This is a genomic window from Streptomyces sp. NPDC008001, assembly GCF_042958085.1.
Classification (GTDB): Bacteria; Actinomycetota; Actinomycetes; order Streptomycetales; family Streptomycetaceae; genus Streptomyces.
The window spans coordinates 90,966-104,591 of sequence record NZ_JBIBIZ010000004.1 but is presented as its reverse complement, the minus strand read 5'-3'; the positions used below and the strand labels follow the sequence as shown (position 1 = coordinate 104,591).

General features: G+C 71.9%; 15 protein-coding genes. 11 read left to right on the top strand and 4 right to left on the bottom strand.

The window, feature by feature from the left end:
- Positions 1-18: 18 nt before the first annotated feature.
- Positions 19-1,554 carry an LCP family protein gene (locus tag ACFZCD_RS12055; protein ID WP_391829717.1) on the bottom strand — a complete coding sequence of 512 codons (1,536 nt, stop codon included), beginning with the start codon at positions 1,552-1,554 and terminating at the stop codon, positions 19-21.
- Positions 1,555-1,721: 167 nt separating this feature from the next.
- On the opposite strand from ACFZCD_RS12055, the gene tatA reads away from it, so the two are divergent.
- The 3 genes from tatA (at position 1,722) to ACFZCD_RS12040 (ending at position 4,637) form a co-directional block, all read left to right on the top strand.
- Positions 1,722-1,967, top strand: coding sequence for a Sec-independent protein translocase subunit TatA (gene tatA / locus ACFZCD_RS12050; RefSeq protein WP_391829716.1), 246 nt, complete (start codon positions 1,722-1,724; stop codon positions 1,965-1,967).
- 106 nt (positions 1,968-2,073) lie between these two features.
- Positions 2,074-3,450, top strand: a complete 1,377-nt coding sequence (locus ACFZCD_RS12045; RefSeq protein ID WP_391829715.1) for an alkaline phosphatase — start codon at positions 2,074-2,076, stop codon at positions 3,448-3,450.
- Positions 3,451-3,698: 248 nt separating this feature from the next.
- Positions 3,699-4,637: a beta-ketoacyl-ACP synthase III gene (locus tag ACFZCD_RS12040; RefSeq protein WP_391829714.1), complete on the top strand. Its 939-nt coding sequence runs from the start codon at positions 3,699-3,701 to the stop codon at positions 4,635-4,637.
- 63 nt (positions 4,638-4,700) lie between these two features.
- On the opposite strand, the gene ACFZCD_RS12035 is transcribed toward ACFZCD_RS12040, so the two are convergent.
- A complete protein-coding gene (locus ACFZCD_RS12035) occupies positions 4,701-5,612 on the bottom strand; it encodes a glutaminase (protein WP_391829713.1) in 912 nt (303 codons plus the stop codon).
- A gap of 186 nt (positions 5,613-5,798) precedes the next feature.
- Here ACFZCD_RS12035 and ACFZCD_RS12030 point away from each other — a divergent pair, with 186 nt between their 5' ends.
- Complete coding sequence (locus ACFZCD_RS12030) at positions 5,799-6,389, top strand: N-acetylmuramoyl-L-alanine amidase (protein ID WP_391829712.1); 591 nt, start codon at positions 5,799-5,801, stop codon at positions 6,387-6,389.
- Between the two features lie 43 nt (positions 6,390-6,432).
- Positions 6,433-7,353, top strand: coding sequence for a 1-aminocyclopropane-1-carboxylate deaminase/D-cysteine desulfhydrase (locus ACFZCD_RS12025; protein ID WP_391829711.1), 921 nt, complete (start codon positions 6,433-6,435; stop codon positions 7,351-7,353).
- A 12-nt stretch (positions 7,354-7,365) separates the two neighbouring features.
- On the opposite strand, the gene ACFZCD_RS12020 is transcribed toward ACFZCD_RS12025, so the two are convergent.
- Positions 7,366-8,967: a Na+/H+ antiporter gene (locus ACFZCD_RS12020; protein ID WP_391829710.1), complete on the bottom strand. Its 1,602-nt coding sequence runs from the start codon at positions 8,965-8,967 to the stop codon at positions 7,366-7,368.
- 83 nt (positions 8,968-9,050) lie between these two features.
- Here ACFZCD_RS12020 and ACFZCD_RS12015 point away from each other — a divergent pair, with 83 nt between their 5' ends.
- The 4 genes from ACFZCD_RS12015 to ACFZCD_RS12000 all read left to right on the top strand — a co-directional run bounded on the left by ACFZCD_RS12015 (position 9,051) and on the right by ACFZCD_RS12000 (position 11,433).
- Positions 9,051-9,311: a UBP-type zinc finger domain-containing protein gene (locus ACFZCD_RS12015; RefSeq protein WP_391829709.1), complete on the top strand. Its 261-nt coding sequence runs from the start codon at positions 9,051-9,053 to the stop codon at positions 9,309-9,311.
- A 22-nt stretch (positions 9,312-9,333) separates the two neighbouring features.
- Positions 9,334-9,879, top strand: coding sequence for a GNAT family N-acetyltransferase (locus tag ACFZCD_RS12010; protein ID WP_391829708.1), 546 nt, complete (start codon positions 9,334-9,336; stop codon positions 9,877-9,879).
- Between the two features lie 209 nt (positions 9,880-10,088).
- Positions 10,089-10,502 (top strand): anti-sigma regulatory factor, encoded by a 414-nt coding sequence (locus tag ACFZCD_RS12005; protein WP_391829707.1) that lies wholly within the window; start codon positions 10,089-10,091, stop codon positions 10,500-10,502.
- A 40-nt stretch (positions 10,503-10,542) separates the two neighbouring features.
- Positions 10,543-11,433, top strand: a complete 891-nt coding sequence (locus ACFZCD_RS12000) for an RNA polymerase sigma factor SigF (RefSeq protein WP_391829706.1) — start codon at positions 10,543-10,545, stop codon at positions 11,431-11,433.
- 34 nt (positions 11,434-11,467) lie between these two features.
- On the opposite strand, the gene ACFZCD_RS11995 is transcribed toward ACFZCD_RS12000, so the two are convergent.
- On the bottom strand, positions 11,468-11,959 hold the full coding sequence (locus ACFZCD_RS11995) for a hypothetical protein (protein WP_391829705.1): 492 nt from the start codon (positions 11,957-11,959) through the stop codon (positions 11,468-11,470).
- Positions 11,960-12,062: 103 nt separating this feature from the next.
- Between ACFZCD_RS11995 and ACFZCD_RS11990 the strand changes: the two genes are divergently transcribed.
- The gene (locus ACFZCD_RS11990) at positions 12,063-13,031 is read left to right on the top strand and encodes a diacylglycerol/lipid kinase family protein (RefSeq protein ID WP_391829704.1); all 969 of its coding nucleotides are present in this window, start codon (positions 12,063-12,065) and stop codon (positions 13,029-13,031) included.
- Between the two features lie 322 nt (positions 13,032-13,353).
- Entirely contained in the window at positions 13,354-13,611 is a 258-nt protein-coding gene (locus ACFZCD_RS11985) for a WhiB family transcriptional regulator (RefSeq protein ID WP_004937597.1), read from the top strand.
- Positions 13,612-13,626 lie beyond the last annotated feature (15 nt).

The window sequence follows — 13,626 nt, the reverse complement described above, 5'->3', positions numbered from 1 at the left end:
GGCATGACGCTCCCCCGGTCAGCCGTACGACAAGTTCGCGCAGGGGTCGTCGTCGGCCGACCTCGCCGTCGCGGCGACGTCGGAGGACAGGGTCCCGGGAGTCCCCGGCGCCGCGGTGGCCGGCGGGGGCGACGAAGGCGACTCGGCCCCCGCGCCCCCGTTGCCCGCACCCGCGAAGTCCTTCCCCACCGTCACCGTGATCCCGTTCTCCGCCACCCCGTGCACGTACGCCCCGGGGAAGAGCTTGGCCACCGTCCGCGCCTCCGCCGCGCGCCCCGGGCCGAACGCGATCACGGTGATGCCCGCGTCGCGCTCGTGCGCGTTGCCGGTGTCACCGACGGTGAACCCGTGCTTCCGGAGCTCTGCCGCGGCCCGCGCCGCGAGCCCGCTCACTCTGGTGCCGTTGGCCACGGAGACGCTCACGCCCTCCCCGGAGACCGGCTCGGGAGACGCGGAAGCCGCGGGCAGCGGCTTCGCCCCGCCGCCCGTGCCGCCGCCACTGCCACCGCCCGCACCCTTGCCGCCCGCGTCCTTGCCGTCGATCGTCCGGTCGGCCTTCAGGGCGGCCCACAGCGCCTCCGCCTGCGGCTGGACGATGTTGACGCGGTCGCCCGCGTAGCGCCAGGGCACGGTGATGAACTTGATGTTGTGCAGGTCGATGCCCTTCAGCGACATGGCGAAGGACAGCAGCTTGTCGGCCGAGCCCAGGCCGGGGTCGACGGTCAGCGACTTGGTGGCGGCGTCGGCCAGCGGCAGCAGCGTGGCCGGGTTGAAGCCCTGCTCCCGCACCTTCTTGACCATGCCGGCGACAAAGGCCTGCTGCCGCTGGATGCGGCCGATGTCGGAGCCGTCGCCGATGCCGTGCCGCACGCGCACGTAGTCCAGCGCCTTCTGCCCCGAGACGCTCTGCTGCCCCTTGGGGAAGAGGAGTTCGCCGCGCGAGCCGCGGTTCGGGTTGAGGTCGCCCTGGTAGACGTCGTTGGGCACGCACACCTGCACCCCGCCCACGGCCGAGGTCATGGCGGAGAAGCCCTCGAAGTCCACGACGACGGTGTGGTCGACGCGCAGGCCGGTGAGCTTCTCGACGGTGTTCTGCGTGCAGGCCGGGTTGCCCTTCGCCGACTCCCCCACCGTGAAGGCCGAGTTGAACATCACCCGGGTCCGCGGGGACGTCCAGCTGCCGTCGGGCAGCCGGCACGGCGGGATGTCCACGAGGGTGTCCCGCGGGATCGATACGGCGACGGCGTGCTCGCGGTCGCGGTAGACGTGCAGCAGGAACGCGGTGTCGGAGCGGCCCACGTCGCCCTCGCCGCCGCCCAGGCCCTTGTTGCCGCCGGAGCGCGAGTCCGAGCCGATGACCAGCACGTTCTGGCCCGCCACGCCCGCGCCCGGCCGGTTCTTGGACAGCCCGTCCGCGTCGAAGGTGCTGATGTTGCCGTTGAACCGGAGGTAGAGCCAGCCGGCGCCGGCGGCCAGCAGCACCACGAACGCCACCACGGTGAGCGTCGCCGTCCGCATGCGATGGTGCATCTGCTTCCCTCGGCCGCCACTCATCCGCCAGTCCTCACCCGTTCCCCCGCATACCCCGGTTCCACGCCACCTCACCCCGATAGACGGCCGGGCACGGGCTTTGGTTGTCCAGTTGCGCAATCTGGCAAGTATGGTGAACGCGGCGCTTACCGCCGAAAGGGAAACCGAGAAGGAAGAGAGGTGCGCCAGCCATGCTGCGCAACGCCCTTGAGCCCTGGCACATCCTCGTCGTGGTGCTCGTGATGGTCGTCCTGTTCGGGTCGCGGAAGCTGCCGGACACCGCCCGCGCGCTCGGGAAGTCGATGCGCATCCTGAAGAGCGAGGCCAAGGCCCTCAAGACCGACGACGAGCCCGCCACGGCCGGCGCGTCCGGCGCGGCCGCCGCACCCGGCACCGCAGCCCACCACGGCGGCGGCCCGGCCGACAACCCCCGGTGACCCACCGGTGATCCCCAGGACACCCGTACGACTCCTCCGGTACACCCGCCCCTGGTGAGCTTCCTCCGGCCGGGCATCCCGCCCGGCCTGCGAGGAGGAAAAAGCCATGGGTTCTCGTCCGTACCGGCGTCGTCTCGCCTGGGGCGCCGCCGCACTGCTCGCCGCCGGGGTCGCAGTGCCGGCCGCGGCCTTCGCCTCGGACGCGGGCGGCGGCTCGGACGTCCCCGCGCTCAGCGCGGGCCACGGCGCCAAGAAGGCCAAGAACGTCATCCTGCTCATCGGTGACGGCATGGGCGACTCGGAGATCACCCTGGCCCGTGACTACACCGTGGGCGCGGCCGGCCGGCTGAACATGGACAAGTTCCCGCTCACGGGCGCCTACACGACGTACTCCGTCGACAAGGACGGCAAGCCGGACTACGTCACCGACTCGGCGGCCAGCGGCACCGGCTGGGCCACCGGGAAGAAGACGGTCAACGGCCGGATATCCAAGACGCCCGGCACGGACAAGGCCATGCCGACCATCCTGGAGCTGGCGCAGAAGAACGGCCTGGCCACCGGCAGCGTCACCACCGCCGAGCTGACCGACGCCACCCCGGCCGTCCTCGCCTCGCACGCCACCGACCGCAGCTGCCAGGGCCCGGCCGACATGAAGGCCTGCCCGGCCGACACCGTCGCCAAGGGCGGCCCCGGCTCGATCGCCGAGCAGAGCGTGAACCACAAGGTGGACGTCCTCCTCGGCGGCGGCAAGGCCCGCTTCGACCAGAAGGTCACCGAGGGCCGGTTCGCGGGCCGGACGGTGACGCAGCAGGCCGAGACGCTCGGCTACCAGGTCGTCACCGACGCCAAGGGCCTGCAGAACGCCAAGCCGGGCAAGCCCGTGCTCGGCCTCTTCGCCGACGGCAACGTGCCCGTCGAGTGGACCGGCAAGCCCGCGGCCCAGGGCGGCACCGAGCCGCAGCGCTGCGTGACGAGCAACCCCGAGCGCAAGGCCGGCACCCCGGACCTCGCCGCCCAGACCCGCAAGGCCCTGCAGCTCCTGGAGGGCAAGCAGAAGGGCGCGGGCTCCAAGAAGGGCTTCTTCCTGCAGGTCGAGGGCGCCTCGATCGACAAGCGCGACCACGCCGCCGACCCGTGCGGCCAGATCGGCGAGACCGCGGCCCTCGACCGCGCCGTGAAGGTCGCCCGCGCCTACGCCGCGCAGCACCCGGACACCCTGGTCGTCACCACCGCCGACCACGGCCACAGCAGCCAGATCGTGCCGCTGGAGGCGGCCCCGCCCGGCCTGTCCTCCACGCTGGTCACCAATGAGGGTCAGCAGCTCAAGGTGAACTACTCCACCAACACTCCGGGCAAGTCGCAGGAGCACACCGGCACCGAGGTGCGCATCGCGGCCCAGGGCCCGCAGGCGGAGCGCGTCCTCGGGGTCACCGACCAGACGGAGCTCTTCACCACGATCCGCACGGCGCTCGCACTGCGCTGACGCGGCGTGCCGCGTCCGTGACGTAAGGATCGTCACAGATCACCACAGGGGGGACAGGGCCCGGCCGCCGCAGCGGCCGGGCCCTGCGGGTTGTGCCAGTTATCGCGGCAGAACATTGGGTGGATCACATACCCGGTTACGGGCCCGCAGCGTCAACACTTGTGAATCCCGTACCACCGGTACGCCCAGCGCTCCCGCGCGACTCGCATGATCGTTCGTACCGACCGCCAGCCTCGGAGGAACCGCCGATGACCGGCTCCCGCGTCCTCGCCCTCGGCCACTACCAGCCCGCCCGGGTGCTGACCAACGACGAGCTGGCGGCCATGGTCGACACCAGCGACGAGTGGATCCGCTCGCGCGTCGGCATCCGCACCCGCCGGGTCGCCGAGCCCGGCGAGACGGTCGCCGACATGGCGACCGAAGCCGGCGGCAAGGCCCTGGCCCACAGCGGGCTCGCGGCGGACGAGATCGACCTCGTCCTCGTCGCCACCTGCACCGCCGACGACCGCAGCCCCAACACGGCCGCCCGCGTCGCGGCCGCGCTCGGCCTCGCCACGCCCGCCGTGATGGACGTCAACGTCGTCTGCTCCGGCTTCACCCACGCCCTCGCCAGCGCCGACCACGCCATCCGCGCCGGTGCCGCGACGAACGCCCTGGTCATCGGGGTGGAGAAGTTCACCTCGGTGACGGACTGGACCGACCGCACGACGTGCGTCCTGACCGGCGACGGCGCGGGCGCCGCCGTCGTCACGGCCTCGGCCGAGCCCGGGATCGGCCCCGTGGTGTGGGGCTCCGTGCCCGGCATGGGGCACGCCGTGCGGATCGAGGGCACGCCCTCGCGCTTCTCCCAGGAGGGCCAGTCCGTCTACCGCTGGGCCACGACGCAGCTGCCGCCCATCGCCCGCCGGGTGTGCGAGCGGGCCGGCGTCGCCCCGGAGGACCTGGCGGCCGTCGTCCTGCACCAGGCCAACCTGCGGATCATCGAACCCGTCGCCCGGAAGCTGGGCGCGGTCAACGCGATCGTCGCGACGGACGTCACCGAGTCCGGCAACACGTCCGCCGCGAGCATCCCGCTGGCGCTGTCCAAGCTGGTCGAACGCGGGGAGATCCCGTCGGGCGCGCCGGTCCTGCTGTTCGGCTTCGGCGGCAACCTGTCCTATGCGGGCCAGGTCATCCGCTGCCCGTGAGCCGGGCGGCGGAGCGCGCCTGAAACACGAGCGCCTGAAACACAGGCACCTGAACACAAGCGCCTAGAACACCGACCACCCGGTCAACGTGGTGAAGTGGTCCAGCGCCGCCACACCCGCGACGGAGTTGCCCCGGGTGTCCAGGCCCGGGCTCCACACGCACAGCGTGCAGCGCCCCGGTATGACGGCGACGATGCCGCCCCCGACGCCGCTCTTGCCGGGCAGCCCCACGCGGTAGGCGAAGTCGCCGGCCGCGTCATACGTCCCGCACGTGAGCATGACGGCGTTGACCTGCTTCGCCTCGCGGCGCGGCAGCAGCCGCGAGCCGTCGGCACGCAGGCCGTGGCGGGCGAGGAAGCTGCCGGCCCGGGCGAGGTCGCGGCAGCTCATCTCGATGGAGCACTGCCAGAAGTAGTGCTCCAGGACCGTGGGGACGGGGTTGTCGAGGTTGCCGTAGCTGGCCATGAAGTGGGCGAGGGCGGCATTGCGGTCGCCGTGCTCGGTCTCGGAGGCGGCGACGGCGGGGTCGAAGGCCACGTCGGAGTTGCCGCTCTCGGCGCGCAGGAACTCCAGCATGGTGGTGCTGGCGTCGCCGGTGAGGGTCTGCAGCCGGTCGGTGACGACGAGCGCGCCCGCGTTGATGAACGGGTTGCGCGGGATGCCGTTCTCGTATTCGAGTTGGACCAGGGAGTTGAAGGGGTTTCCGGACGGTTCCGTTCCGACCCGGTCCCAGATCTTCCCGCCGCCCTCCGCCAGCACGAGCGCCAGGCTGAACGCCTTGGAGATGGACTGCACGGAGAACGGTTTCTCCCAGTCCCCCACGCCGTAGACACCGCCGTCGACGTCCGCCACGGCCATGCCGAAGTGGTTGACGTCCACCTCGGCCAGGGCGGGGATGTAGTCGGCCACCTGGCCGCGGCCGACGAGGGGGCGTGCGAAGGCGGTGACCTCTTCGAGGACGGCCTGGTAGTCCACAGTCCTTGGTCCGTACTTCCGTGTCGACGACGCTGTCGACGATGCGATCGGTGGGATATTCGGCCAACGGCCGGATCGGCTCGCACGATATCCGAACGCCCGGCCCACCTGCGAACTTTTGGGTACAAGGGGGTCATTCGGCCTACGCGACCGGCGTACGCCACCTGCTCTACCGAGGGAGGCGGCATGGCCCCACCCATGTCCGCGAACGAATTCCTGGCCGCGCTCAGACGCGAGGGCGCCACCGTCGTCGAGGTGGAGGGCTGGCGCAACCACAACCGCCACGGGCACGGCCCCTGGGGGCCCGTCAACGGCGTGATGATCCACCACTCCGCCACGTCGGGCACCGACAGCACCGTCCGGCTGTGCTGGAACGGCTACGACGAGCTGCCCGGCCCCCTGTGCCACGGGGTCATCGCCAAGGACGGCGCGATCCACCTGGTCGGCTGCGGGCGCGTCAACCACGCCGGGGCCGGCGACGGCGACGTGCTGAAGGCCGTGATCGCCGAGAAGCGGCTGCCGCCGGTGCGGTGGGCGGACACGGACGGGAACGTCCACTTCTACGGCTTCGAGTGCGTCAACCGGGGCGACGGCGAGGACCCGTGGCCGCAGGTGCAGCTGCAGGCCGTCGAGCAGGTGGCGGCGGCGATCTGCCGCTACCACGGCTGGAGCGAGCGCTCCGTCATCGGCCACCTGGAGTGGCGCCCCGGCAAGATCGATCCCGTCGGCTTCTCCATGGAGTGGCTGCGCGAGCGGGTCCGTGAACGGCTCAAGTGAGGTGCACCGTGGCCCGCCCGCCCGTCCACGCGACAATGGGGGCGTGACCAGCCATCCCCCCGCCGCCGGCCGAGCCGGGCTCGCCGGTCTGCGGCCGCGGCTGCCGTCCCCCCTCGTGGAGCTCCCGGACGAGAGGTTCGCGCGGCACGGCGTGCGTCTGCTGCTGAAGCGGGACGACCTGATACACCCCGAGCTGCCGGGCAACAAGTGGCGCAAGCTCGCGCCCAACCTGCGGGCCGCGGCCGAGGCGGGCCGGCACACCCTGCTGACGTTCGGCGGCGCGTACTCCAACCACCTGCGGGCCACCGCCGCGGCGGGCCGCCTGCTCGGCTTCGCCACCGTCGGCGTCGTCCGGGGCGACGAGCTCGCCGACCGGCCGCTGAACCCCTCGCTGCGCTACTGCGTCACGTCGGGCATGCGGCTGCTGTTCACCGACCGCGCCACCTACCGCCGCAAGACGGATCCGGAGGTGCTGGCCGGGCTGGTCGAGCGGGCGGGCGGCGACTGCTTCGTCGTGCCCGAGGGCGGGTCCAACGCGGCGGCCGTGCTCGGCTGCACGGAGCTGGGGCGGGAGCTGCGCGGCATGGCGGACGTCGTGGGGGTCGCCTGCGGCACGGGCGGCACCCTCGCCGGGCTCGCGGCCGGCCTCGGCGAAGGGCAGCGGGCGATCGGCTTCCCCGTGCTCAAGGGCGGCTTCCTGGGCGCGGAGGTCGAGCGGCTGCAGGGCGAGGCGTTCGGCGGCCGGCGCGGGACGTGGCGGCTCGACGAACGCTTCCACTGCGGCGGCTACGCCCGCACGTCCCCCGCACTGGACGCCTTCGCCGACGACTTCACGGCCCGGCACGGCCTGCCGCTGGAGCGGCTGTACGTGGCGAAGATGCTGTACGGCCTGACGACCCTGACGGAGGAGGGCGCGTTCCCCAGAGGAACGACGGCGGTAGCGGTCGTCACGGGAGCGCCCTGACGCTCCGCGCGGTCAGCCGGCCTCCCCCTCCCGGTACGCGGCGGCTTCCTCCAGATCGAGCCGCCGCAGCAGCGTGCGCAGCATCTCGTCGTCGATCCGCCGCTCGTCCCGCAGCCGTACGAACACCTCCCGCTCCGCCCCGATCATCTCCCTGGCGAGCCGCCGGTAGATGTCGTCCGCCGACTCCCCGGTGACCGCGCTGACCGTCCCGAGCCGCTCCCACACGGCGTTGCGCCGCCGCTCCATGACGACGCGGAGCCGGTCGGCGAGAGGCGCCGGCAGGGCGTTGTGCTCGTCGCCGAGGAGCTCGTCCAAGCGCCGCTCCGCGGCAAGAGAGGCCTCGTTCTGCGCCTGTGCCTCCGCGAGCGTCTCCGCCGCGCTGTCGCGTGCGGGCAGCCGCAGCAGGCGGATGAGCGGGGGCAGGGTGAGGCCCTGGACGACGAGCGTGCCGATGACGGTGGTGAAGGTGAGGAAGAGGACGAGCGTGCGGTCGGGGAAGGGGGCCCCGGCGTGGGTGGTGACCGGGACGGAGAAGGCGATGGCGAGGGAGACCACGCCGCGCATGCCGGCCCAGCCGACGACGAGGGGGCTCTTCCAGGTGGTGTCGGGCTCCCGTTCGCGGATCCGTGCGGACAGGGCGCGCGGCAGGAAGGTCGCGGGGAAGACCCAGACGAAGCGGGCGGCCACGACCGCGAGGAACACGGCGGTCGCGTACCAGGCGGCCCGCCCCGCCCCGTAGCCGCCGACGCCGCGCAGCACCACCTGCAGCTGCAGTCCGATGAGGGCGAAGACGGCGGACTCCAGGACGAAGGAGACCATCTTCCACACGGCGGCCTCCTGCAGCCGGGTCGCGAAGTCGACCTGCCAGGAGCGGTGTCCGAGCCAGAGGCCGACGACCACGACGGCGAGCACCCCGGAGGCGCCGACCTCCTCGGCGGCGGCGTAGGCGGCGAAGGGGATCAGCAGGGAGAGGGTGTTCTGCAGCAGCGGCTCGCACAGGTGCTTGCGCAGCCAGTGCAGCGGCACCATGAGAGCCAGGCCGACGCCGACGCCGCCGAGGGAGGCGACCGCGAACTCCTCCAGGCCCTTGCCCCAGGTCGCCCCCTCGCCGACGGCGGCGGCGAGGGCCACCTTGTAGGCGGTGATGGCGGTGGCGTCGTTCACCAGGGACTCGCCCTGCAGGATGGTGGTGATCCGGGAGGGCAGGCCGAGGCGGCGGGCGATGGCGGTGGCCGCGACGGCGTCGGGCGGGGCGACGACCGCGCCGAGCACGAGGGCGGCGGGCAGCGGCAGCCCGGGGATGACGAGGTAGGCCGCGTAGCCGACGGCGAGCGTCGCGAAGAGGACGTAGCCGACGGACAGCAGGGCCACCGGGCGGACGTTGGCCCGCAGGTCGAGGTAGGAGCTCTCGAGCGCGGCCGTGTGCAGCAGGGGCGGCAGGACGAGGGGCAGCACGATGCCGGGGTCGAGGGTGTAGTCCGGAACGCCCGGGACGTACGAGGCTGCCAGCCCGGCGGCGACGAGCATCAGGGGCGCGGGCACGGGGGTGCGGCGGGCCGCGCCGGCGACGGCGGCGGCGCCCGCGACCAGCATCAGCAGTGGCATGACGTCCATCGGTCCCGGCCTGTCCCCTCGTGCCGACCTCGTGCGGGCCCTCGCGGCGCTCGCTGTCGGCGGTGCGATCTAGTCTGGCAATCATGAGCGAGTGCCAGCATCTTCCCGGTCTGCCGCGCCCCGAGCCCGTCGCCGCCCATCCGACGTGCCCGGAGTGCGCGGCGGCCGGCAGCCATCCCGTGCAGCTGCGGCTGTGTCTGGTCTGCGGCCACGTCGGATGCTGCGACTCCTCGCCGTACCGGCACGCCACGGGGCACTTCGAGGAGACCAGGCACGCGGTGATGCGCAGCTACGAGCCGGGCCAGAGCTGGCGCTGGTGCTACGTGGACCAGCGGCTCGTCTGACGCCGCCCGCTAGCATGCACGCATGATCCGAGCCGCCACGCCCGCCGACGTTCCCGCCGTCCACGCGATGATCCGCGAACTCGCGGCGTACGAACGGTCGCTGGAGCACGCCGGGGCGACCGAGGAACAACTGCGCGAGGCGCTCTTCGGGGAGCATCCCGCCGCCTTCGCCCTGATAGCGGAGAGTGACGAAAAGGCGGGCGGCGGCGCGTCCGCGGCGGCCGGTCCGGCCGGCTTCGCGATCTGGTTCCGCAACTTCTCCACGTGGACGGGCACGCACGGTGTCTATCTGGAGGATCTCTACGTGCGCCCGGAGGCGCGCGGCGAGGGGCACGGCAAGGCGCTCCTCGCGGCCCTCGCCCGGATCTGCGTCGAGCGCGGGTACCGGCGTTTCGAATGGTCAGTGCTGGACTGGAACACGCCCTCGATCGGGTTCTACAAATCCCTCGGTGCCGAACCGATGGACGAATGGACGACGTACCGCTTGTCGGGAGAACCGCTCCGAACCCTTGCGGCGCTCGCGCAGAGTGACGAAAATCCCAACTGGGCGACAGCTCTTTCGATTTGAGGCCCCCAACCCCTAGCCACTGTCCGTGCTCATGGGTTTACCATGAGTGACAGTCGCGGGGCTGCTCCACGGAACCGCAGATCGCGATAGCGTCGCAGCCGAACCATGTGCCGCACCGGCCCGCGCACGGCCTTCGACCGAAGGGCGGCCGAGGGCGGGGGCCGGCGCTCGTAACAGCTCAAGAAGCTTGTGCCACCTTGGAGGTGAGGGTGTCCCCAATCGCAGGCGAGCCCGGGACCCAGGACTTCGTGGAAGTCCGGCTGCCCGCTGCGGGTGCCTACCTGTCGGTGCTGCGGACGGCGACAGCCGGTCTCGCGGCCCGCTTGGACTTCACCCTCGACGAGATCGAGGACTTGCGCATCGCGGTGGACGAGGCGTGCGCGATCCTTCTGCAACAAGCCGTGCCCGGCTCCGTTCTCAGCTGCGTCTTCCGCCTGGTGGGCGACGCGCTGCGGGTGACCGTCTCGGCGCCCACCACGGACGGCCGCGCGCCCGAGCGCGACACCTTCGCCTGGACGGTGCTCTCCGCCCTGGCCGGTGAGGTCGACTCGACGGTCGGTGACGACCGGACGGTCAGCATCAGCCTGCACAAGAAGCGCGGCGCCGGCCCCGGACAGCCGTGACGGAAGAGGGGGCTCCGTGAGTACTGCATCGTCGCGGGGGGTGCGTACCCCGGCCATCCCGCAGCAGCCCGCCCGACAGCTGCCGGGCGATCCTGCGAATCCCGCGCCGGACGAGGCGAGCGACCCACCAGAGCGGGCGGACCACATGGACCAGCACGAGCACCGGCACTCCACCGCGCAGGACCGCAGTGGTGCCCGGGCCCTGTTCATCGAGCTGCGCGCGCTGCCGGACGGTTCGCCCGAGCGGGCCGAGCTGCGCAACCACCTCGTGCGGATGCACCTGCCGCTGGTGGAGCACCTGGCCCGGCGCTTCCGCAACCGCGGCGAGCCGCTGGACGACCTCACCCAGGTCGCCACGATCGGCCTGATCAAGTCGGTGGACCGGTTCGATCCGGACCGCGGCGTGGAGTTCTCCACGTACGCGACGCCCACGGTGGTCGGGGAGATCAAGCGGCACTTCCGCGACAAGGGCTGGGCGGTCCGGGTGCCGCGCCGGCTGCAGGAGCTCCGGCTGGCCCTGACCACGGCCACCGCGGAGCTCTCCCAGCGCCACGGTCGCGCGCCCACGGTCCACGAGCTGGCCGAGCACCTGGGGATCTCCGAGGAGGAGGTACTGGAGGGGCTGGAGTCCGCCAACGCCTACAGCACCCTCTCCCTCGACGTGCCCGACACGGACGACGAGTCGCCGGCCGTGGCGGACACCCTCGGCGCGGAGGACGAGGCGCTGGAGGGCGTCGAGTACCGCGAGTCGCTCAAGCCGCTGCTGGAGGACCTGCCGCCGCGGGAGAAGAAGATCCTTCTGCTGCGGTTCTTCGGCAACATGACCCAGTCGCAGATCGCCCAGGAGGTGGGGATCTCCCAGATGCACGTGTCGCGGCTGCTGGCGAGGACGCTGGCCCAGCTGCGGGACAGGCTGCTGATCGAGGAGTAGACCGGCAGAAGCCCCCGGGCTCAGCCTCCCGGGTTCAGTCCCGCGGGCCGATCCCCAGCGCTTCCGTCGCCGTCGGATTCACCAGCAGCACAAGCGTGCCCACGGCCACCACGGCCAGTGCCACCGCCCCGGCGATCAGCACGCCTCCGCCGTTGTACAGCGTCCACGCCACCGGCAGGGCCATGATCTGCGTGATCATGGCCGGCCCGCGGCTCCAGCGGCGGCGCAGCCACAGGCCGCGCGCGGCCACCAGGGGCAGCACGGACAGGGCGAGCACGGTGATGCCGCCCGTCTCGGCCGACTGGGGGCTGTCCGGCTTGCCGAGCAGGCCCATGACCAGCAGGTAGATCCCGGCGGCCGCGAGCGCCAGGCCCTCCAGGCCGTTCAGCACGGCGGCGGCCGTCAGCCTCGCCGGGCGGGGCCCGGCGGCGGGCCCGGGGGTCGCGGGGGCCGCGGCGGCCTGCTGCCGGGGGCCGGCGGGGCCGCTCTTACGGGCGTTTTTCGGCGCGGACTGCTTGCTGCTCACCCCAGCAGGGTAGCCGTACCGCCGTCGATCCGAGGGGCGCTAAGACGGGACAGCAGGCGGGCCGGGGCCGTTCGTGTACCGACAGGTAGGTAGGCTGGCGCGCATGCGTGCGCTCCTCGTGGTCAATCCTTCGGCCACCACCACCAGTGCCCGTACCCGTGATGTCCTGGTGCACGCTCTCGCCAGCGATCTCAAGCTGGAGGTGGCCACCACCGAGTACCGGGGCCACGCCCGGGACCTGGCCCGGCGGGCGGCCGAGAGCGGCACCACCGAGCTGGTCGTGGCGCTCGGCGGCGACGGCACGGTCAACGAGGTGGTCAACGGTCTGCTGCACGACGGCCCCGACCCCGAGCGCCTCCCGCGGCTCGCCGTGGTGCCCGGCGGCTCCACCAACGTCTTCGCCCGCGCGCTGGGGCTGCCCAACGACGTCGTGGAGGCGACCGGCGCGCTGCTGGACGCCCTGCGCGACGGCAGCGAGCGCACCGTCGGCCTCGGGCTCGCGGCCGGCACGCCCGGCACGGAGGACGAGGGGGTGCCGGAGCGGTGGTTCACCTTCTGCGCGGGCTTCGGCTTCGACGCGGGCGTCATCGGCCGGGTGGAGCAGCAGCGGGAGCGCGGCAAGCGGTCGACACCTGCGCTGTATGTGCGACAGGTGATGCGTCAATTCCTCGGAGAGACCCACCGCCGCAACGGGACGATCACGCTCGAACGACCGGGCGAGGACCCACTCGAGAATCTCGTCATGTCGATAATCTGCAACACGGCGCCGTGGACGTACCTCAACAACCGGCCCGTCTACGCGTCGCCGCTGGCGTCCTTCGACACCGCTCTTGACGTGCTGGGATTCACCAGGCTGTCGACCACGTCGGCCGGCCGCTACGTCACCCAGCTGCTCACCTCGACCCCGGAGCGGGGACCCAGAGGCAAACACACCGTGTCCTTGCACGACCAGACGCAGTTCACCTTGCATTCGCAGGTCCCGCTGCCGTTCCAGATGGACGGCGACCACCTGGGAGTGCGGACAAGCGTGACGTTCACAGGCGTTCGCCGTGCACTGCGTGTGATTGTGTGAGTGCAAGGGCCGAAAGTCCTTCCACTCGAACGTTTAGACTGGGTTCCACCCCCTGGAAGTACGGCTGTGACCTAGCCGACACCGAGGAATCAAAAAAAACTTTCCAGAAGGGGTTGTATCCGCCGCCGAGGTTTGCGAGTCTCTTCATGGCGATCGGGACGTCCGCTCTTCCGGCCTTCCGATACAGCCCGAACCCCTCCCTTTTCCTGATGGACCGCACCAGTTTCACGACTGGGCGCCGGCCCTTCCCCCGCGGAGGGATTCGTGAAAGCGTTCACATTCACAAGCAACGTAGCCGCAATAACGAGGAGATGGAGCAGCCATGGACTGGCGTCACAACGCCGTTTGCCGCGAGGAAGACCCCGAGCTGTTCTTCCCCATCGGCAACACCGGTCCTGCGCTGCTGCAGATCGAGGAAGCCAAGGCCGTCTGCCGCCGCTGCCCCGTGATGGAGCAGTGCCTGCAGTGGGCGCTCGAGTCCGGCCAGGACTCCGGCGTCTGGGGTGGCCTCAGCGAGGACGAGCGCCGCGCCATGAAGCGCCGCGCCGCTCGCAACCGGGCGCGCAACGCCACCGCCTGACGACGCCCCTCGGCC

Bases quoted from the DNA above. Each gene is read 5' to 3' on its own strand.
- ACFZCD_RS12020 (WP_391829710.1), bottom strand. From the start codon at position 8,967: ATGGACGTCATGCCACTGCTGATGCTGGTCGCGGGCGCCGCCGCCGTC.
- ACFZCD_RS12040 (WP_391829714.1), top strand. From the start codon at position 3,699: ATGACCGGCTCCCGCGTCCTCGCCCTCGGCCACTACCAGCCCGCCCGG.
- ACFZCD_RS12015 (WP_391829709.1), top strand. From the start codon at position 9,051: ATGAGCGAGTGCCAGCATCTTCCCGGTCTGCCGCGCCCCGAGCCCGTC.
- ACFZCD_RS12055 (WP_391829717.1), bottom strand. From the start codon at position 1,554: ATGAGTGGCGGCCGAGGGAAGCAGATGCACCATCGCATGCGGACGGCG.
- ACFZCD_RS12030 (WP_391829712.1), top strand. From the start codon at position 5,799: ATGGCCCCACCCATGTCCGCGAACGAATTCCTGGCCGCGCTCAGACGC.
- ACFZCD_RS11985 (WP_004937597.1), top strand. From the start codon at position 13,354: ATGGACTGGCGTCACAACGCCGTTTGCCGCGAGGAAGACCCCGAGCTG.
- tatA (WP_391829716.1), top strand. From the start codon at position 1,722: ATGCTGCGCAACGCCCTTGAGCCCTGGCACATCCTCGTCGTGGTGCTC.
- ACFZCD_RS12010 (WP_391829708.1), top strand. From the start codon at position 9,334: ATGATCCGAGCCGCCACGCCCGCCGACGTTCCCGCCGTCCACGCGATG.
- ACFZCD_RS11990 (WP_391829704.1), top strand. From the start codon at position 12,063: ATGCGTGCGCTCCTCGTGGTCAATCCTTCGGCCACCACCACCAGTGCC.
- ACFZCD_RS12045 (WP_391829715.1), top strand. From the start codon at position 2,074: ATGGGTTCTCGTCCGTACCGGCGTCGTCTCGCCTGGGGCGCCGCCGCA.